The sequence below is a fragment of the Serratia rubidaea genome, from assembly GCF_016026735.1.
In the GTDB taxonomy this organism is placed as follows: Bacteria; Pseudomonadota; Gammaproteobacteria; order Enterobacterales; family Enterobacteriaceae; genus Serratia_B; species Serratia_B rubidaea.
On the sequence record NZ_CP065640.1, the window covers coordinates 4592581 to 4611452 of the forward strand.

The 18872-nt window shown below is 56.9% G+C and carries 19 protein-coding genes and 1 pseudogene; 8 read left to right on the forward strand and 12 right to left on the reverse strand.

Annotated elements, in window-relative coordinates:
- Positions 1-4: 4 nt before the first annotated feature.
- Both mgtA and I6G83_RS21650 read right to left on the reverse strand, forming a co-directional pair.
- Positions 5-2704, reverse strand: a complete 2700-nt coding sequence (gene mgtA / locus I6G83_RS21645; RefSeq protein ID WP_054306031.1) for a magnesium-translocating P-type ATPase — start codon at positions 2702-2704, stop codon at positions 5-7.
- A gap of 614 nt (positions 2705-3318) precedes the next feature.
- Positions 3319-4183: pseudogene (locus I6G83_RS21650) on the reverse strand (LysR substrate-binding domain-containing protein).
- 103 nt (positions 4184-4286) lie between these two features.
- Here I6G83_RS21650 and I6G83_RS21655 point away from each other — a divergent pair.
- Positions 4287-5702, forward strand: a complete 1416-nt coding sequence (locus tag I6G83_RS21655; RefSeq protein ID WP_054306030.1) for a pyridoxal phosphate-dependent decarboxylase family protein — start codon at positions 4287-4289, stop codon at positions 5700-5702.
- Here I6G83_RS21655 and I6G83_RS21660 read toward each other — a convergent pair.
- Entirely contained in the window at positions 5689-6429 is a 741-nt protein-coding gene (locus tag I6G83_RS21660; protein WP_054306029.1) for a GNAT family N-acetyltransferase, read from the reverse strand. The genes I6G83_RS21655 and I6G83_RS21660 overlap by 14 nt on opposite strands.
- 712 nt (positions 6430-7141) lie before the next feature.
- On the opposite strand from I6G83_RS21660, the gene rcsA reads away from it, so the two are divergent.
- The gene (gene rcsA / locus I6G83_RS21665) at positions 7142-7774 is read left to right on the forward strand and encodes a transcriptional regulator RcsA (RefSeq protein ID WP_054306028.1); all 633 of its coding nucleotides are present in this window, start codon (positions 7142-7144) and stop codon (positions 7772-7774) included.
- Positions 7775-8000: 226 nt separating this feature from the next.
- On the opposite strand, the gene dsrB is transcribed toward rcsA, so the two are convergent.
- Positions 8001-8201, reverse strand: a complete 201-nt coding sequence (gene dsrB, locus I6G83_RS21670; RefSeq protein ID WP_041412152.1) for a protein DsrB — start codon at positions 8199-8201, stop codon at positions 8001-8003.
- Between the two features lie 120 nt (positions 8202-8321).
- Positions 8322-8687, reverse strand: coding sequence for a hypothetical protein (locus I6G83_RS21675; RefSeq protein WP_138111612.1), 366 nt, complete (start codon positions 8685-8687; stop codon positions 8322-8324).
- A 361-nt stretch (positions 8688-9048) separates the two neighbouring features.
- On the opposite strand from I6G83_RS21675, the gene I6G83_RS21680 reads away from it, so the two are divergent.
- Together I6G83_RS21680 and I6G83_RS21685 are read left to right on the forward strand one after the other, a co-directional pair.
- Positions 9049-9687: a hypothetical protein gene (locus I6G83_RS21680; protein ID WP_054306027.1), complete on the forward strand. Its 639-nt coding sequence runs from the start codon at positions 9049-9051 to the stop codon at positions 9685-9687.
- Between the two features lie 201 nt (positions 9688-9888).
- A complete protein-coding gene (locus I6G83_RS21685; RefSeq protein ID WP_054306026.1) occupies positions 9889-10320 on the forward strand; it encodes a hypothetical protein in 432 nt (143 codons plus the stop codon).
- Between the two features lie 174 nt (positions 10321-10494).
- Here I6G83_RS21685 and cspE read toward each other — a convergent pair whose 3' ends face one another.
- Positions 10495-10707, reverse strand: a complete 213-nt coding sequence (cspE, locus tag I6G83_RS21690) for a transcription antiterminator/RNA stability regulator CspE (protein WP_015672942.1) — start codon at positions 10705-10707, stop codon at positions 10495-10497.
- An 809-nt stretch (positions 10708-11516) separates the two neighbouring features.
- Between cspE and I6G83_RS21695 the strand changes: the two genes are divergently transcribed.
- Both I6G83_RS21695 and I6G83_RS21700 read left to right on the forward strand, forming a co-directional pair.
- Entirely contained in the window at positions 11517-11726 is a 210-nt protein-coding gene (locus I6G83_RS21695) for a hypothetical protein (protein ID WP_054307896.1), read from the forward strand.
- A 164-nt stretch (positions 11727-11890) separates the two neighbouring features.
- A complete protein-coding gene (locus I6G83_RS21700) occupies positions 11891-12895 on the forward strand; it encodes an NAD(P)H-quinone oxidoreductase (RefSeq protein ID WP_054307897.1) in 1005 nt (334 codons plus the stop codon).
- A gap of 33 nt (positions 12896-12928) precedes the next feature.
- Here I6G83_RS21700 and I6G83_RS21705 read toward each other — a convergent pair whose 3' ends face one another.
- The 4 genes from I6G83_RS21705 to I6G83_RS21720 form a co-directional block, all read right to left on the reverse strand.
- A complete protein-coding gene (locus I6G83_RS21705; protein ID WP_054307870.1) occupies positions 12929-14011 on the reverse strand; it encodes an endonuclease/exonuclease/phosphatase family protein in 1083 nt (360 codons plus the stop codon).
- A gap of 219 nt (positions 14012-14230) precedes the next feature.
- Positions 14231-14635 carry a YidB family protein gene (locus tag I6G83_RS21710; RefSeq protein ID WP_015672946.1) on the reverse strand — a complete coding sequence of 135 codons (405 nt, stop codon included), beginning with the start codon at positions 14633-14635 and terminating at the stop codon, positions 14231-14233.
- Positions 14636-14739: 104 nt separating this feature from the next.
- On the reverse strand, positions 14740-14988 hold the full coding sequence (locus I6G83_RS21715) for a GlsB/YeaQ/YmgE family stress response membrane protein (protein WP_054307869.1): 249 nt from the start codon (positions 14986-14988) through the stop codon (positions 14740-14742).
- Positions 14989-15003: 15 nt separating this feature from the next.
- Positions 15004-15201: a DUF883 family protein gene (locus I6G83_RS21720; protein ID WP_072186191.1), complete on the reverse strand. Its 198-nt coding sequence runs from the start codon at positions 15199-15201 to the stop codon at positions 15004-15006.
- A gap of 331 nt (positions 15202-15532) precedes the next feature.
- On the opposite strand from I6G83_RS21720, the gene lpxL reads away from it, so the two are divergent.
- Positions 15533-16453 (forward strand): LpxL/LpxP family Kdo(2)-lipid IV(A) lauroyl/palmitoleoyl acyltransferase, encoded by a 921-nt coding sequence (lpxL, locus tag I6G83_RS21725; RefSeq protein WP_054307867.1) that lies wholly within the window; start codon positions 15533-15535, stop codon positions 16451-16453.
- Position 16454: 1 nt separating this feature from the next.
- Here the strand turns inward: lpxL and I6G83_RS21730 are convergent, their stop codons facing one another.
- Together I6G83_RS21730 and I6G83_RS21735 are read right to left on the reverse strand one after the other, a co-directional pair.
- Positions 16455-17372 (reverse strand): LysR family transcriptional regulator, encoded by a 918-nt coding sequence (locus tag I6G83_RS21730; protein WP_054307866.1) that lies wholly within the window; start codon positions 17370-17372, stop codon positions 16455-16457.
- A gap of 54 nt (positions 17373-17426) precedes the next feature.
- Entirely contained in the window at positions 17427-18200 is a 774-nt protein-coding gene (locus I6G83_RS21735; RefSeq protein ID WP_015672951.1) for an SDR family oxidoreductase, read from the reverse strand.
- A gap of 251 nt (positions 18201-18451) precedes the next feature.
- Here I6G83_RS21735 and I6G83_RS21740 point away from each other — a divergent pair, with 251 nt between their 5' ends.
- Complete coding sequence (locus I6G83_RS21740) at positions 18452-18871, forward strand: VOC family protein (protein WP_054307865.1); 420 nt, start codon at positions 18452-18454, stop codon at positions 18869-18871.
- Position 18872: the final 1 nt, after the last annotated feature.

The following is an 18872-nucleotide window of genomic DNA, read 5'->3' on the forward strand; positions in this document are numbered from 1 at the left end:
TCGCTTACAGCCAGGCGCCGAAGCGGCGGATATAAAAACGCTTCATCAGCTGCGCAACCACGCAGTAGCTGACCAGCGTCGCGGCCAGCCACGGGAAGTATTCCCACGGCAGCGGCTGCAGCCCCACCCAGGCGCCGAGCGGTGAAAACGGAATATAGATGCCAACCGCCATCACCAGCCCGGTCATCAGCAGCACCGGCAGCGCCGCCGTGCTTTGGATAAACGGGATCTTCTGGGTACGCAGCATATGCACCACCAGCGTTTGTGACAGTAACCCTTCAATAAACCAGCCCGACTGGAACAACGCCTGGTGCTCAACGCTGTTGGCGGCAAACACAAACCACATCAGCGCGTAGGTGGTAATGTCGAAAATCGACGATGTCGGGCCAATCCAGATCATAAAGCGCCCGATATTTTTGGCATCCCATTTGCGCGGCTTACGCAGGAACTCCTTATCCATTTTGTCCCACGGCAGCGACAGCTGTGAAATGTCATACATCAGGTTCTGAATCAGCAGGTGAATCGCCAGCATCGGCAGGAACGGGATAAAGGCGCTGGCAACCAGCACCGAGAACACGTTGCCGAAGTTAGAGCTGGCGGTCATATTCAGGTACTTGATGATGTTACCGAAGGTCTCGCGCCCTTTGATCACCCCCTCTTCCAGCACCATCAGATCTTTTTCCAACAGGATGATATCCGCCGACTCCTTGGCGATATCGGTGCCGCTGTCTACCGAGATACCCACGTCGGCATCACGCAGCGCCGGCGCATCGTTGATGCCGTCGCCGAGAAAACCCACGGTATGGCCATTGGCCTGCAGGGTTTTCAACACGCGGGATTTTTGCAGCGGCGTCAGCTTGGTAAACACGGTGCGCAGTTCCACCTCCTGCGCCAGCCGGCGATCGTCCATCAGCTCGATTTGCGGCCCGGACAGCGGTACGCCCGGCTCCAGCCCGACATCGCGGCAGATTTTGCAGGTGATCACCGGGTTATCGCCGGTCAGCACTTTCACCGCCACGCCGTGCTCCTGCAGCGCGCCGATCGCCGCCAGCGCGCTCTCTTTCGGCGGATCGAGGAAGGTCAGCAGCCCCCGGATCACCAGGTCGCGTTCATCATCCACGCTGAGCGGCAGCGCGCAGCCCTGCTCACCCAGTTCGCGCGTCGCCAGCAGCAGCACGCGGAAGCCGTCCTCATTATATTGGTTAGCCAGCGCCAGCAGCGCCGCGCGGCGCGGCTCATCCAGCGCCACCCGGCTGTCGCCCTCCTGCACATGGCTGGCGATGGCCAGCATCTCCTCCACCGCGCCTTTGCAGATCAGCAGCTGTTGCTGCCGTTCATCCTGCACCACGATCGACAGGCGGCGGCGGATAAAATCAAACGGCAGTTCATCCACTTTGCTGTAACGCCCCAGCGCTTCAATCCCCGGTTTGCCGCGGCCGAAGCGGACAATCGCCTGATCCATCAGGTTCTTCATGCCGCTCTGGTGAAAACTGTTCAGCCATGCCAGGTAGAGCACCTGACGGTCGGACGCGCCGCCGGCGTCCAGATGGTGCTCCAGAATAATGCGATCCTGCGTCAGGGTGCCGGTTTTATCGGTGCACAGCACGTCCATGGCGCCAAAGTTCTGGATGGCGTTCAGCCGCTTCACCACCACTTTGCGCCGCGACATGGCGATAGCGCCCTTCGCCAGGTTGGAGCTGACGATCATCGGCAACATTTCCGGCGTCAGGCCGACGGCGACCGCCAGCGCAAACAGCGCCGCCTCGCCCCAGTCGCCTTTGGTAAAGCCGTTAATCAACAACACCACCGGCACCATCACCAGCATAAAGCGGATCAACAGCCCGCTGACGCTGTTCACCCCGCGGTCAAACGCCGTCTGCGCGCGGCTGCCGACGATTGATTTCGCCAGCGAACCGAAATAGGTCTGCCCGCCGGTGGCCACCACCACCGCACTGGCGGTGCCGCTGGCGACGTTGGTGCCCATCAGGCAAATATTGCTCAGTTCAAGCAGCTGGCTTTCGCTGGCGGCTGCCGCGTCGCAGGATTTCTGGCTGACGCTGCCCAGCGTGTCATATTTTTCAATCGGGATCGCTTCCCCGGTCAGAATCGCCTGGCTGATAAACAGATCGCGCGAGCTGAGCAGCCGCACGTCCGCCGGCACCATATCGCCGGCCGACAGTTGAATGATATCCCCCGGCACCAGCTCGCGCAGCGGGATCTCCACCACCAGCGGCTGCGTGCTGAAGCTGCTGCGGCGCAGCACCGTCGCGGTGGTGCGCACCATGCTTTTCAGCGCTTCCGCTGCTTTATTTGTGCGGTATTCCTGCCAAAAGCGCAGCAGTCCGCTCAACGTCACCATGATCAGAATAATGATGACGCCGGTGAGATCGGTTTCTTCACCGCGCTGCGCCGGCAGCCAGTAGTCGGTAAAGAAACTGATCGCCGCCAGCACCATCAGCACGAAAATAAACGGATTGTTGAAGGCGCCGAGCAGCTGCAGCAACGCATGGGGGGCTTTCTCATGGGCGACCTGGTTCGCACCGTAGTAGGCGAGCCGCTCCTGCGCGTCGTCCTGCGTCAGACCCAGGCGGTTGCAGTTAAGCTGCGCCAGCGTCTGGTCAATGCTGTTTTTTGCCTCTTGCGCGATGGCATACGACTCATGGCCCTGCGAATGGCGATGAGTTTTATGGTTGAAGAAAGTCATAACGCTATGCTCTTATTTTTATTCTGCGCGCAAGGGTGCCCCCGCCAGGAAAATATTGGCGTCGCGCAGAAAGAATTTATTTAATTATATTTACCGGCAGGAAAGATTATTCCGCAGGTAACGCAGACCATAAAAATCCGGGATGATCGTCCATGACGCCTCCTTATCACCCAGCGGGTGAAGCACGTTGATCAGAATCAGCCGACCAGGCTGCGCAGAGCATGGCCGAACGCACGCCGAGCCTGGCTCAGTGCAAGTGCGAAGGGAGGCCTGGAGGGAACAGGCTAAAGCGGAAAAGTGCCATATCGCTATCCGAATTCAATCCTCCACGACGCGCAGGCGGTGGAGACAGCGTTATTATTCGGGATGCACAACACAGAAATAACTGGGAAGGTGCTGCCCGCCAAAAGCGGCAAGCAACAAATCAGAAGAAGATAGGTCAGCCTGCCGTATTTAATTTATCGCAACTAAAACTGTCCAATTAATTTCTCCTGATAGATTTTGTGCGAAGTATAATAATGCAGGGTTATGAAGTAAAGCGGGTTTTATTAAACGAAGCGTCAACCTGACGGCAAAATAATAATCGCCGCCAACAATTAGCCGCAAGCGGCGCGTCACAGCTGTTGCTGCAGCCAGGCCAGCAAGCGCTGCACCGCCGGGTTATCATTGGCCTGCGGCCAGACCAGGTAGTAATCAATGCCTTCCGGCCGCCAGGCATCGGCCAGCGCCACCAGCCTGCCGGCGGCCAGCATATCCCTGACCAGCAGGCTCTTCACCAGCGCAATGCCAAAGCCCTGCTCGGCGGCGCGCAGCAGCAGCCCCGCATCGTTGAACAGCGCTAACGGTCTCCCGCACTCCGCCATGCCCCGCGCCCGGAACCAGGCGCGCCACGGCGTGACGTCATGCTCCAGCAGCGGCAGCGCCTCATCTCCCTGCAACAGCGCCGTTTGCCAGCGCTGCGCCAGGTCGGGCGTCGCGACCGGAATCACCTCACCGTCGGCAATCCGCTGCGCCTGCACGCCGCGCCACTCGCCGGCGCCGATGCGGATCGCCGCGTCGAACCCGTGGTGCGCCAGATCCTGCACCGCCAGAGAAGCATCAATATCCAAAACGATATCCGGATGCGCCGCCTGGAACGCGGGCAGACGCGGCAACAGCCAATAGTGGGCAAAGGATGGCAATACGCTGATGCGCAGCCCCTGCCCGGCGTCGACGGCGCGCGCGCAGAACGCCCTGCTCCAGCGCCTGCAGCGCCGGCTCCGCGGCCGCCAGCAGCTCGCGGCCGGCGCCGTTTAAACGCACGCCGCGGCCGCGGCGTTCAAACAGCCGGTATCCCAGGGCCTGCTCCAGCTGCCGAATCTGCTGGCTGACGGCTCCGTGCGTCAAATGCACCTGCTGCGCCGCAGCACGCAAGTTTTCTAACCGCGCGGCGATAATAAAGGTTGGCAGAAACTGCAGAGGCAGACGTTCAAGTTTCACTGGTTAGCCTTGCTATCCAAAAGTGCCATTTTTTCTCGATTTTCCCCGGCTGGCAAGCCGTTTACTCTACGCTTACTACACCACGCTATGACCGGAGCCAATGATGCACCCATCTTTGCAGCAGGATTTAAGCCAATTCCCACAAATTCTTGACCAGGTCCGTCAACTGGCCGCCACCTTCCTGGCCGGGCTGCATGAACGCCCGGTCTGTCCGCCGCTTGCGGCCCAACAGCTCAAGCCCGGCGACGATCGCCTGTCTGACGAGGGGGTGGGCGCGCAGGCCGCGCTGGACTACTTCTGGCAACGCTACGCCGACGGGATTTCCGCCAGCGCCGGCCCACGCTATTTCGGCTTTGTCACCGGCGGCGTCACGCCCGCCTCGCTGGCCGCCGACTGGCTGGTCAGCGCCATCGACCAAAACAGCCAGCTCAGCCATGACACCGTCGCCGCCGCCATTGAGCTGGCGGCGATTGAACAGTTGAAAAGCCTGCTCGGCCTGCCGGCGGATTTCAGCGGCACCCTGGTCAGCGGCGCGACGATGGCCAACTTCTGCGGGCTGGCGATTGGCCGCCAGTGGCTGGGGGAACGGTGCGGCGTCAATGTCGCCCAGCAAGGCATGGCGGCGCTGGGCAAGGTGCAGGTGTTGGCCGCCAGCCCCCACTCCAGCAGCGAAAAAGCGCTCAGCATGCTGGGCATCGGCCGCGACGCGCTGCAGCTTATTGCCACCCTGCCGGATTCGGAAGCCATTGACCCGGATGTGCTGGAGCGCCATCTGGCCGCGCACCCGACGACGCCGACCCTGGTGCTGGCCAGCGCCGGCACGGTCAATACCGTGGCGTTCGACAATATCCCGCGGCTGCTGGCGCTGCGCGAGCGCTACGGGTTCTGGCTGCATGTCGATGCGGCGTTCGGCGGCATCGCCGCCAGTTCCCCGGCCTACGCCCCGCTGCTGGAAGGCTGGCAGCAGGCGGACTCCATCACCGTCGATGCGCATAAGTGGTTAAATGTGCCCTATGACAGCGCCATCCAGTTTACCCGCCACCTGGCGTTGCAGATGCAGGTGTTTCAGAACCAGTCGGCCTATCTGGAAGCGCCGGACCTGCGTCCGGATAATTATCTGCATCTGACGCCGGAGAACTCGCGTCGCTTCCGCGCGCTGCCGCTGTGGATGTCGCTGGTCGCCTACGGCCGCAGCGGCGTGCGCGATATGGTCGAACGCAACGTCCAATTGGCAAAACGGCTCGGCGAGGGTCTGGCGGCCAGCCGGGGTTTCCAGCTGTTGGCGCCGGTCAATCTCAACGTGGTGTGCTTTGCCCTGACGGACGTGGTCGGCGACGCCGAGGCGGCGCGCGACGGCTTCCTGGAGCGTCTGAACCAACACGGCGCGATTCGCTGCACCGCCACCCGCTATCGCGGCCAGCCGGCAGTCCGCGCCGCGTTGGTGAACTGGATGACGGAAGAGAAAGATATCGCGCTGGCGCTGGAAGCGCTACGGACGTGCCGTTTTACAGCGGCGTGACCGCCCTGGGGGCGCCGGCGTGCCAGGCGGCGAACGCCTGCAGCCGCTGAGTTTGCCGGCCGTCGTCGTCCATGTTGTCGGCGGCGAGCCAGCGGCTGAAGGCGGCGCGGCGCTGCGGCCATTCGCTGTCCAGCATGGACAGCCAGTCGGTATCGCGGGTGCGCCCCTTGACCACCACCGCCTGACGGAAGGTGCCTTCAAAACTGAAGCCAAAACGCAGCGCCGCCGCACGCGACGGCGCGTTAAGCTGGTCGCATTTCCACTCGCAGCGGCGATAGCCGAGATCGTCGAAAACATGGCGCAACATCAGAAAGATGGCCTCACTGCCGCTCACCTGACGCTGCATCAGCGGCGACCAGTTGATCATACCCAGTTCCACGCTGCCATTGGCCTGGTCGATGCGCAAAAAAGCGCAGTTGCCGATCGCCCTGCCGCTGCTCTGGTCAAACACCGTCATGGTTTTTCTGCCGCCGGCCTGCCCCTGACTTTGCAGGTAATGCGTAAATTCATCCAACGTTTGCGGGTATTCATGGGAAAGGTACGTCCAGTCGCGGCCATCCTCAGCCAGTTGATAGGCGTGAAACAGCGCTGCGGCATCGCGCTGAATATCCAGCGGCTCCAGGCGACAAAAGCGCCCGCACAGCGTCTGCAGTCCCGGCTCTCCTGCAGGCTGCCACTCTGGCAGCGCATCGCCGATGCATTGACCAAACTGATTATTCCTCACCATCGACCTCTCCATAGAATGGGTTAACCCAAGCAAATTAAGCGGATCGCCTACCGGGCGCAAGTACCGGGCACAAAATGTCGCCAGCAATAGTTCAGAAAAACCAATGGGTGCTCACTCCCCTGTCACACATTCATCAACGAACCATCAACAAAATGCTAATTCTTTGTTCTACATTGTTTTACTGGACGAAAAATAGACTAGAAATATTAAAGAAATGTGACAACAGAAGACCTATGATGATACAAAATGAAAAGATTACCATTCTCAACAAAATGAGACGCCACTCTAACCCAGTGAATTATAGGATTTTTCTTCTACCATCGAGGTTAGGGAAGAAAAAATGCGTACAAAAAACAGACCAATAGCAATCAAAAAAACAACACATGAATTTTTTTTAAGAATTTTCCTAGCAATGTGAAATTTAAAATCGTGACATGATAAACAGACTCGATGAACAGGCGAGCGGTGCTTAGCCGTCTTAGGCTACAGGACGAATGTTGTGATCTGGCGGCGCTGACGATGCGTCATGCTAACTTAAGTCAAACTTATGAATTCATCGGTTTGCTAAGGTTAGTCAGAAAATATCATTGAGCCGCTTCGCGTTTATTGGTAGAACATTCTTAATTAGTGATATTTTGATTTTTTTGCCTTTTGGCTTTCAGGCTTTTTCTCATTATTACCGCGGTAAAACGGATTTAAGTGGGGGTGCAATATGCCAACGATCATCATGGACTCATGCAGCTATACGCGATTGGGTCTAACGGATTACCTGACATCGAACGGTGTGAAAAAACGGCAAATAAACGCCGCGACAGACATTGATAATCTGCACGAAAAGTGCACGCGTTTGAAACCCAGTCTGGTATTTATTAACGAAGACTGCTTCATCCATGAAAGCAACGCCACGGAACGCATTAAACGGGTGATCTCACTGCATCCGGATACGCTGTTCTTCATCTTTATGGCCATCACCAACGTGCATTTTGACGACTACTTATATGTGCGTAAAAATGTCATCATCTCGTCGAAGTCCATCAAGCCGGAGACGATGAATCAGCTGCTGAGCCACTACCTGGAACGCAAGCCGACCACCCGCTCGGAGAAGACCACTCTGGACCAAACGCCGGTCACGCTAAGCCAAACCGAATCGAATATGTTACGTATGTGGATGTCCGGACAGGGCACCATCCAGATCTCCGACCAGATGCAAATTAAGGCAAAGACGGTCTCCTCCCATAAAGGGAATATCAAGCGCAAGATTAAAACGCATAATAAGCAGATCATCTATCACGTGGTGCGGTTAACCGATACGCTGACCAGCGGAATATTTGTTAACAGCCGTTGATGACGGGAATATCACCACAGCAATCGGCCATCGACCGGCTTGAATAACCACAAAATTGCGTATAACCACGTATTTTGTCATTAAACATGAAGCGCCTGACTGCGACATTTTTTGCCGCAGCGGGTTATTCATATTTATTCCCAGCATACGGGCATGACGTTATCATTACGCAGGGTGAAAATAACCGGCCGAATCCATTTATGAACGCGGCAACTGGTCAGCTCAGCTAATCTTTCTGCGCATTGTGCGGCTCGACAAAGGTGCCGTCGCGGCTGTCTATCTCATTGAAGAACCATACGCCGGCCGGGTAATCCTCCAGGGCCACCAGATACATCGTGCCCTCATTAAACACCTCCACCGCCAGAATGGTGCCCTCGCGCCGCGGACCGCCGTCGGTCTTCACCGTTACCGTATCGTTGACTTTCATCATTACCTCTCCTCGTTTGTTGCTCTCAGTGTATAACAGCGTACGCGATGCCGGACATCCGGCCGCCATTTTATCTGCCGCCGCGCTTTTTCGCATTCTTAACACTCTGCCAGCAGAATCTTACACCGCTGGCGGGTAGTCTGTATCACGGTATCTCCCCCCAGAGAGGTGCCTGCAAATGAAGAAGTAACAAGGAACTTTTGCCCGCCGGCAGTGGCGGGCTTTTTTTATCTTCAGGCGTAAAAAGACATTAAGTACATAAAGTAAATTAATAATAATCAGTATGTTATTTTCATCCTGCGTTTTCTTCAAATGAGTTCCCAGAATCACCTCATCAACGAACGCAACACCACGCCACGCAGAACAGCCAGGGCACGGAGCCATACGCCACGGAAACCGCTCTACACAGCCCCCGTCTGCACGATTTACTTTATAAAATTTTTGCAAAGGATCTTTTCCGTAATTGCCACCCTCAGCCCACGCCATGGTTGGGCTTCTGCGAAAGATAGGCCATTGCAACGTTTTTCAACGGTTTGCAAAAGCAGATCGACACGAAAAGCTTGGTAAAAATGTTAACTTTATAATATGAAATGACCTATTTTGTATTCCGTGAGGTTCTGCAGATGAGCTAACACCTTTCCGGCAATAAGCGAACAGTACCTTGATGTCAGGTGTGGCGAAGCTTGACGGGTGTTTTGGACAGCGCCGGAAGTTTTGCAAAAGTGCAACGGGATGGATCTTTGCGCCACGCATCACGAAGTGGAAACAACAAGAATTGATATACGCCGCCGCCACCGGTTATCCTTCGCTTAGATTGAATTAGGTTGATTTAACTTAAGGAAGACATATGGACGCAAGGCAAGTTGCGCAGGGGATCGCTGAAGGGATTGCATCTATACCAGTAACATTTGGGTATAGTGTCCGCCGTACATGGGAAGGTTCTGGCGCTGCTGGCAGTGACCTTAAAGCGCGGAACAGCAAAGAAACAGAGCGATTTATCGCCCTAATTCGTTCTGCAGTAAACAAAGAAGAGCCGATCAGAAAACTGGTGATGATTGTCATCACTGAGTTTTACACCAAGCTAAATGATAACGGCAAAAAAACGGTCAACGGAAAACTAAACCGCGTTGAGGGGAAGTTAGTTGGCCGCAGCCTAGCACAGTTTTACGTCGCCAATAAAATAGCATCAACCCTTATCCGCAAGGCCAGCTACGGGATGATTTACAAGCGGTTCATCTCATACAGCACCACGGTATCACTGAACATTGTCATGTTCCAAGGGATGATCGAGCAATCCGCTCTAGCATCACGTAGGATGCAAGTGAAATATCCGTGGCTCTATTACAAAGTGCGGGGAATGAACCTTGATATGGCCTATTTTCTTGTCGAGGACTTCCTCGAACCATACCTAATTTACATAAGCAGCCCATCACAGCAGTTTTGCGCAGGTGTTGATAATGAACTCGATAAAATCCTTTCTCGCTAAATTCGTCAAATTCGTGGGACGTCAAACCGCTGATTTAGTCGAGTCGGTTGTCTTGGGCCTATTCTCTATAGCCGCGTTTGTTGCACTGTTCTGGTTTGATGAATGGTGGCAATCAATAGGCGCTGCAGTTGGGATCTTCCTCATGGGCTTTTTGGTCAGCCTGGCCATCGGATGGGTTCGGGGGGAGCACAGGAGTGGTCTGTGAGAAAAAATGTCACTGTCGCGTTGGGCGTGATAGTAGCCGCCGGGATTGTACTGACTGCGGCCTTGCCATACGTGAAGATGGAGTTTGCCGGCAGCGCCCACTATACCGAACAAGATACGCGGGAGTATGAATATTACACCCCCGAACTACTGAAAAATATGCCAAGAATTTCAAATAATTATGAATTTAATTATAGCAACATCAGTGGTCCGCAGGCGTTGGTATTCGGCATACAGTTCAACGGCACAACGGATACCGGCAAAATTCGTGATTACCTGGTTTCTAAAGGTTATCAACCACAGCAACAGTGCCAGACTGAAGCTGAATGCTGGCGCTCGGCGCAAAGCAAAGATGTGGTATCTTTTTATCAGTCAACGGAATTAAATTTAGTGAGCGTCGAAATTTATCGCAGTGAGTATACCGAGTAACCGCGCTGAAACAGGGTTTGGTTCGCCTTCCGGAGTTTACGGGTTTGGACTGCAGGCGACCAATCGGTTATACCAGGCACTAACAGTGAGGTGCTCATCATCCGACAGAAATTTTTTCGCCAGACACAAAAAAACCCGCCTTGGCGGGTTTTTAGTTAATCAGCGAAGAGCCGATTAGATAGCGGTAACGTTAGCCGCAGATGGACCTTTAGCGCCGTTCTCGATAGAGAACTGAACGTCCTGGCCTTCAGCCAGAGTTTTGAAGCCGTTACCCTGGATTGCAGAGAAGTGTACGAACACGTCTTTGCTGCCGTCTGCAGGAGTGATGAAACCAAAACCTTTAGACTCGTTGAACCACTTCACTTGACCTTTGATCATGTTGGACATGTCGATTTCCTTTAATAAAATATGTTAGCCGCCATCGGCAGCGTTAAATAGCCGGTTATCAGTTACTTATGGAGGCACCGGAAAGGAAATTCGTCAAAGAAGGCTATCAGGGATAACGCTCTAGATTTGAACTACTTTACTCAAAATGTCGTGCATAAATAGGTCTGTACCAACAGGCCGACTGCATTAACGCACGATGGGTGTTTAATAGCAACTCTTTTCGTCATCGGCGGCGTTAAAGTCCGTCATTCGTTCAGTTTTTACGCCCTGTGCGCGTTTTTAGCGCACAAGGCGTTGTTTTCAGCCATCTCTTTGCCACAACGGCTTTCGGAGTTATCCCTATATCGTCTTGCTGCGCCAGGCCATAAAATAGTGCCAAGTTCACCACTCCTCCTGGTGATGAACACTACAAGCTGTGTTGTAAATTTTTATGCGCCTCCCTATAGGCGCTTTTTTTATGCCTGCATTGCGGCGTCGCGCTTCAGGAATCTTCTCATTGCTGCTCAGTGTGATTTCCGTCACAACTATGCCCCTTCCAGGGCACTTTATCGAGGTCACGTTATGGCGACTGAATACTTATTAATTTTGGCCGGTTTGGCTGGTATCGCAGGTTTTGCGATGTATAAACACTTCAAAGGCGTCAGAAAAAGCAGTTTGGTGCGCCCAAACGACCGCTAAACCCTTCCCTTGCCGGGGAATCGCCCCGGCTTGCCTCCCGCCAGCAAGTAACATTAACGTCACACTAGCGTCACAATAAAGCCATATGATAATCGACGCCCTATCCTTATCGGTTATTCCAGGGATCGTCTATGGCTACTATAAAAGCAGTTAACCATCAGCAGGCGGAAACGCTTATCCGTTCCGGCACGGCGAAAAAGATTGAGCTGGCGTACGATATCGGCAGCGATGATTTCTTTCAGCTCGCTACGTTATGGTGCGATCGCGGCGCCAAAATCACCAAGGGAAAAGAACACTTCGTTGTTTCATTGAAAGGATTTCGCATTCCTCCTAATGATTAATCCTACGCCGCTTCCGGCGGCGCTTTACGCCTTCCTGAGCGTCAACCGCCCTTTCTTCTACATCCGCCGTTCCGGCTTGCTGTAACATTCTCCGTATACTGTCCCGCAACGCTTATTTATCTACACTGAGATGTAGCATCGCCTCATTGCATAAGGAGAACCGCATGACCGCCACACGCCTGCCCGAACAGATGCGCGTTATTGAGATTGCCGCCGCCGGCGGCCCGGAAATGCTGCAGCCGGCCATGCGCCCGCTGCCAGAGCCGGCAGCGGGAGAAATTCTGGTCAGGGTCGCCGCCGCCGGGGTCAATCGTCCGGACGTGCTGCAGCGGCGCGGACACTATGCGCCGCCGCCGGGCGCATCCGATATCCCGGGGCTGGAGATCGCCGGGGAGGTGGTCGCCGTCGGCGAAGGCGTCCAGCACTATCGCATCGGCGACAGCGTCTGCGCCCTGATCGCCGGCGGCGGCTACGCCGAATACTGCCGGGTGCATGAAAGCAACGCGCTGCCGGTTCCCGCGGGCTTAAGCATGACGGAGGCCGCCGCCATTCCGGAGACCTTCTTCACCGTCTGGGTGAACGTCTTCCAGCGCGGCCATCTGCAGGCCGGCGAAACCGTGCTGATCCACGGCGGCACCTCCGGGATCGGTACGGTCGCCACCCTGTTGGCCAAGGCATTTTGCGCCCATGTGATCACCACCGTCGGCTCGGAAGAAAAACGCGCCGCCAGCCTGGCGCTCGGCGCCGACGTGGCCATCAACTACCGCACGGAAGACTTTGTCGAACAGACGATGAAAGCCACTAACGGCAAGGGCGCCAACGTGATTGTCGATCTGATCGCCGGGGAATACGTGGCGAAAAACTATCAGGCGGCGGCGATGGACGGGCGCATTGTGCAAATCGGCACCCAGAACGGCGTGGTGAAGGAGCTGAACCTGATGCCGCTGCTGCTGAAACGACTGACCCATACCGGCTCCACCCTACGCGCGCGCAGCGTGCAGGATAAAGCGCAAATCGCCGCCGATCTGCGGCAAAAAGTCTGGCCGCTGCTGGAACGCGGCGCGGTCAAACCGCACATCTTTCAGACCTTCCCGCTGGAGCAGGCGGCGGACGCGCACCGGCTGATGGAGTCCAGCGCGCATATCGGCAAGATTATGCTGACCCTGTAAACGCTGACCCCGCCGGGCGGCGGGGTCAACGGCTCAGGCGCCGGGGGCGTGAACGTCCGCCGGCGTGGCGTCGGTGCTGGCCAGTTTCTCCTCGGCCAGCGCCTCATCCTCGCTCTCCCGCTGCAGGCTCTCCTGCTGCGCGCCTTTCTTCGGCGAGTACACCAGCTCGGCCATGATCGGGAAGTGGTCAGAGCCGATGCCGGGTAAACGACGCAGGCTGCCCAGCACAAAATCATCGCTGTGGAACACGTGATCCAGCGGCCAGCGTAAGAACGGATAGCCGGCATGGAAGGTGCTGTACATGCCGCGGCCGCGACGCGGATCGAGCAGCCCGCTGATTTTCAGGAACAGGCGCGTGGTGGTAGACCAGGCGACATCGTTCAGATCGCCGGTGACAATGACCGGCGTTTGCGCATCCACCACGCTTTTCCCTACCAGCACCAGCTCCGCATCGCGATCTTCCGATTCATCATTCTCCGTCGGGCTGGGCGGCATCGGGTGCACGCAGTGCAGACGCACCTGCGGCCCGTCCGCCAGCTGCACCAGCATATGCATCGACGGGATCTCCTTATCCACCAGGTACTGAATCTCCGCGTCACCAAGCGGCAGACGCGAATAAACGTGCATGCCGTACAGGTTGTCCTGCGGACATTTCAGCGTGTAGGGGTAATCCTGCTCCAGCGGCGTCAGCTGCTGTTCCCACCAGCCGTCGGTTTCCACCGCCACCAGCACGTCCGGTCGCTCCGCCGCCACCAGCGCCAGCAGCTTTTCCGCATGGCGGTTCGGCGTCAACACATTGGCCACCAGAATGCGCAGCCGCGGCTTTTTATCATAGCCGGTAAAATCCAGCACCTGCGGCTTGCTCAGCGCCGTATAGGGATAAATCCAGCGCGCCTGATAAATCACACAGGCCAGGTTGACCGCCGCCAGCCCCCAGACCCATGGCGATGACCAGGGCAACAGCGCTACATTCAGTACCAGCGTCAATAACGCCAGCGCCAGTATCTGCAGGCGGGGAAAATCCCATACGCGGATCCACCAGGCCGGATGCGTTGAAATCGGCGCAATTGTCACCAACGCCAATAAACACGTCAGTATTGAGATAATCCCTGTCACACAACGTTCCTCTTGTTGGTTAATCACCGGCGGAGTTACGCGCCGGCCGGCCGCGCACATCCGCGCGGCAGCCAAAGGTTGCCACAAACAGCGCGGTGTCCGCCAGCGGCGATCACAGGAATATTTTGGAGATCAAGCAAGGAGGTTCTTAAATCCGCCTGCGGCGCAGGCGTGGCAGGTCCGATGTAAACATGCCCCGGCGCACCGGGGCATCAAGATTTAGCTGAACAGCTTACCTACGTAGCTGGCCAGTTCGTCCTGTTTGACTTCACCGTTTGGCGAGGCTTTATCCGCCAGCGTCGGCAGCAGCTGCGCGACGGTTTCAGACGCCTGGTTAGCGTCAACGCCCAGCTTGGCGGCCAGCTGCGCAATGGCATCGCTGCCCAGCGCCTGCTGCACGTGATCGCCGCTGATGGCCTGGTTTTCACCGTTGCCCAACCAGGAGCCGACGATATCACCCAGCTGTCCCTGCTGCAGCTTGTTCAGGATTGCCTGCAAGCCGCCCTGCTGTTCAACCCATTGCAGAATAGCCGCGATATCAATCCCGCCTTTACCGCCGTTACCCAGTGCATTACCCAGCACGTTGCCTAAAACATTGCCTAATGCGCCATCTAACAAGCCCATACTCTTCCCCTTCTCGGATCGCCGCCCATCGGCCGGGCGATCGTCACCTGTAATTAAACGAAAAAGGGCCGCCGCGGCGACCCTCATTATTGATCAGCACCGGATTAGCTTCTGATCTTTCTGTAGACAAAAAGCACCACCAGAGCACCGATTACGGCAACCACAAAGCTGCCCAAGTTAAAGCCATCGACGCGACCCATACCGAAGAAGGTACTGATCCAGCCGCCGACAACCGCACCGATAATACCCAAAATGATGGTCATGATAAAGCCGCCACCATCTTTACCCGGCATGATCCATTTAGCCAGAATACCGGCGATTAAACCAAAAATGATCCAGGAAATGATGCCCATTTGTACTCTCCCTATTTACTTTTTGCCCAAGAGGAAACCGACTACCAGGCCAATAACGGCACCGGCGCCAACCCCTGCCCACGGGTTGTCTTTAACATAACGACAAGAACGATCGGCAGCTTCTTTCACACAGGCGCGCACTTCACATGCACACGCCCTGGCGCTGCCGCCGGCCGATTCTACACCATCTTTGCTATCATTTTTAACAAACATTTCAATTCCTTAGCATAACATAATCTGGAAAGCCTGCATTACAGCCCGTGTAAGCGCGTCTTTCCGCCTTATGTTTCACCTGCTTCGTCGCCCATCGGCAACGCCAGGGTGCCGAACGCCACGGCGCATGGCACCTTATTACTATAGTCAAAAATCAGCGCGTTACCTATTTCACGTCGTCTGAATCATCAGACAGCTTTCGCTCCCGCCGGACAGCAGGCGCGAAATGGCATTAAAGGGAAAAAGTCGATCGGTTGTTTCAAATTATATTATTATCATTCACCAAATCTATCTTTGAGAAAAAAACGTAACAGCAGGAAGTTGAAAGCAAATGTTATTAAGCCCAACTTTTGAGCGCTCTTTTTTGCGCCCTCGATACTGGCTGCTTTGGATCGGTCTCGGCCTACTTTATTTATTGGTTCTTCTCCCCTATCCGCTTATTTATCGCCTCGGCCATCTGCTCGGCAGAATCGCCAAGCGCTTTATGCCGCGCCGGGTCAATATCGCCCGCCGAAATCTGGAGCTCTGCTTCCCCGAAATGCCCGCGGCAGAGCGTGAAGCCCTGGTGACCCGCAATTTTGAGTCGGTCGGCATGGGCCTGTTTGAGGTCGGCATGGCCTGGTTCTGGCCAGACTGGCGGATTTCCCGCTGGTTTACCGTCAGCGGCATGGAAAATATGCAGCAAGCACGTGAAGGCGGCCGCGGCGTGCTGCTGATCGGCATGCATTTTCTGACGCTGGAGCTGGGGGCGCGCATCTTCGGCATGCAGAACCCGGGCATCGGCGTTCACCGTCCGCACAACAACAAGCTGATGGAATATGTACAGACCTGGGGCCGCCTGCGCTCCAACAAGTACATGATTGACCGCAAGGACGTCAAAGGCATGATCCGCTGCCTGAAACAGGGCGAAATCATCTGGTATGCGCCGGACCATGACTACGGCCGGCAGAGCAGCGTATTTGTACCGTTCTTCGCGGTGCCGGACGCCGCCACCACCACCGGCACCTATATGCTGGCGCGCATGGGCCGGCCGGCCATCGTTCCTTTCGTGCCGCGCCGTCTGCCGCATGCCAAAGGCTACGAGCTGATTATTCAGCCGCCGCTGGACGATTTCCCGCTGGATGACGACACCAAGGCGGCCGCCTATATGAATCAGGTGGTTGAGGATCAGGTGTTGCTCGCCCCCGACCAATATATGTGGCTGCACCGCCGCTTCAAGACGCGCCCCGCAGGCGAAGCGTCTCTCTACTAGCTCAGTCGGCTGACTGCGCCGTTTCGCAAAATGGCGCAATCAGCCGGCCGAACCAGTCGGCAAAGGCGCTGAAGCGCGCCGTACGCTGCCGCCGGTGCGGATACAGCAGCGCAAGATTCATCGCCGGCGCGCGCGCCTGCGGCAGCACCTCCACCAACTGCCCGTCGTCCAGATAATGCTGCACGTCAAAACGCGGGATTTGAATCAGCCCCATTCCCGCCAGACAGCAACCGATATAGTTTTCCGCATTATTCACCGTCACCCGGCTGGGCAGCGCCTTTTCCACCGGCTCTCCCTGCTGCCGCCACTGCCAGACGTTGGCCGTCATCAGGCTCGGCTGGGCATAACCCACCACCCAGTGCGCCGTCAGCTGTTCGGTACGCAGCGGTACGCCCTGCCGCTGCAGATACGCCGGGCTGGCGCAGTTGATCATGCCCAACCGCCCCAGACTCTGGCTGACCAGGCTGCTGTCATGCAGCTCCCCCACCCGCACCACGCAGTCCACGCCCTCCTGCACCAGATCGATATGGCGGTCGCTGGCGCTGAGAAACAGTTGAATATCGGGATAACGGGTAAAGAACTCCGGCAGCGCCGGCACAATAATCCGCCGCGCAATGCGGCTGGGCACGTCCACCGTCAGCCGGCCGCCGATCGACGCATCCGGCGGTAAAAACAGCCGATCCAACGCCGCCATCTCATCGAGCAGGACGCGCGCGCGCTCCAGCAGGCGCTCGCCGTCGCTGGTCAGCTGCACCCGCCGCGTTGTGCGGTGGAACAGACGGGCGCCCATCTCGCTTTCCAACTGCTGAACCGCCGATGACACCGTGGTTTTCGGCATCAGCATTATTTCCGAGGCGCGCACAAAACTGCCCACCTCGGCGACCTGGATAAAGACCCGCAGTCTCCCTATTTTATCCACCCGGCGCCTCATGCTGCGGCCGCGGCGTTGCGCCGCAGCCAGTTTTATTGTCAATTACCGGGTAGTATAGCCGCCGTTGGCAAACAGCGTCTGCCCGGTGATCCACCAGCCGTCGGTCACTAGGAATTTGACGATCGGCGCAATATCTTCAATATCGGTCAGCCCGGTCTTGGAGAACGCGCTCAGGGCCGCCGCGCTGCGGTGATAGGCCACCGCCTCTTCGCTTTCCTGCCCGTAGAAGAACGGCGTATCCATCGGCCCCGGCCCGATGGCATTGACGCTGATCCCCCGCTCGCCAAACTCCTTCGACGCGGCGCGGGTAAAGTGCTCTACCGCCGCCTTACTGCCGGGATAGACCGCATAAAACGGCGTATAGGCCGCCAGCAGCGAGGTGACGATGGTGACAATCCGGCCGTTATCCGCCAGATGTTTCCCCGCCTGCTGGATAAAGAAGAACGCCGCTTTCGCGTTCACGTCAAAGCTGGTGTCGTAATCGGCTTCCGTCACCTCGGCGATCGGCTTTTTAATCACCAGGCCGGCGGTGTTGATGGCAATATCCACCTTGCCGAAGGCGTTAACCGCCTCTTCAAACAGCCGCGCGACGTTGGCCGGCCGGGTCAGGTCGCCCTGAACGGCGATGGCCTGCGCCCCCGCGGCCTTGACCGCCGCCAGCGTCTCTTCCGCCGCCGGGCGGCTGCTGTCGCTGTTATAGTGCACCACCACCGCGGCCGCGCCGTTTTGCGCCAGATCGCGCGCCACCAGCCCGCCCAGATTCTTCGCCCCGCCGGCGATCAGCACCACTTTGCCATCAAGAGATTGACTTCCCATAACCTTAAGCTCCTTTAGTGAAGGTGCTGTTGAGTATAGAAAGGCTTGCCGCACAGATAATCGGCGAAAACCGGGATGCACTGTCCCGCTTTTTCGGTTAATCATGCCGTATGCGCAGAGCGTGATCCCCCGCGCGGTCTTCCTGCCGCCAGGCGCTACACTGATAAATCACGCCTGGCAACAGTTGCCCGGCGAAACCATTTTCAGCGCCCTCAGGCGGTGGGAGCTGGAGCTAATCCGAGGGTCATACCATGCAGATTCAACCCTATCTGTTCTTTAACGGTAACTGCGAACAGGCGATTAATTTTTACGTCGAGCACCTGGGCGCCAGGCTGGAAATGTTGATGCGCTATAAGGATCTGCCCGCCGACGCCAAACAGGACGACATGCCGGAGGTCAACCCGGAAGCGGTGATGCACGCGCATCTGCTGATCGACGACGGCGTGCTGATGGCCTCCGACGGCTGCCCGCAGGAAGGCGGCGACAACGGCGCCCACCGGGGCTACTCGCTGTCGCTGAACCCCAGCAGCGTGGAGCAAGGTAAAGACATTTTTGATAAACTGGCGCAGGGCGGCACGGTCACCACGCCTTTCCAACCCACCTTCTGGGCCAAAGGCTTCGGTATGCTGACCGACCAGTTCGGCGTCAACTGGATGATCAACGTCGAATAGC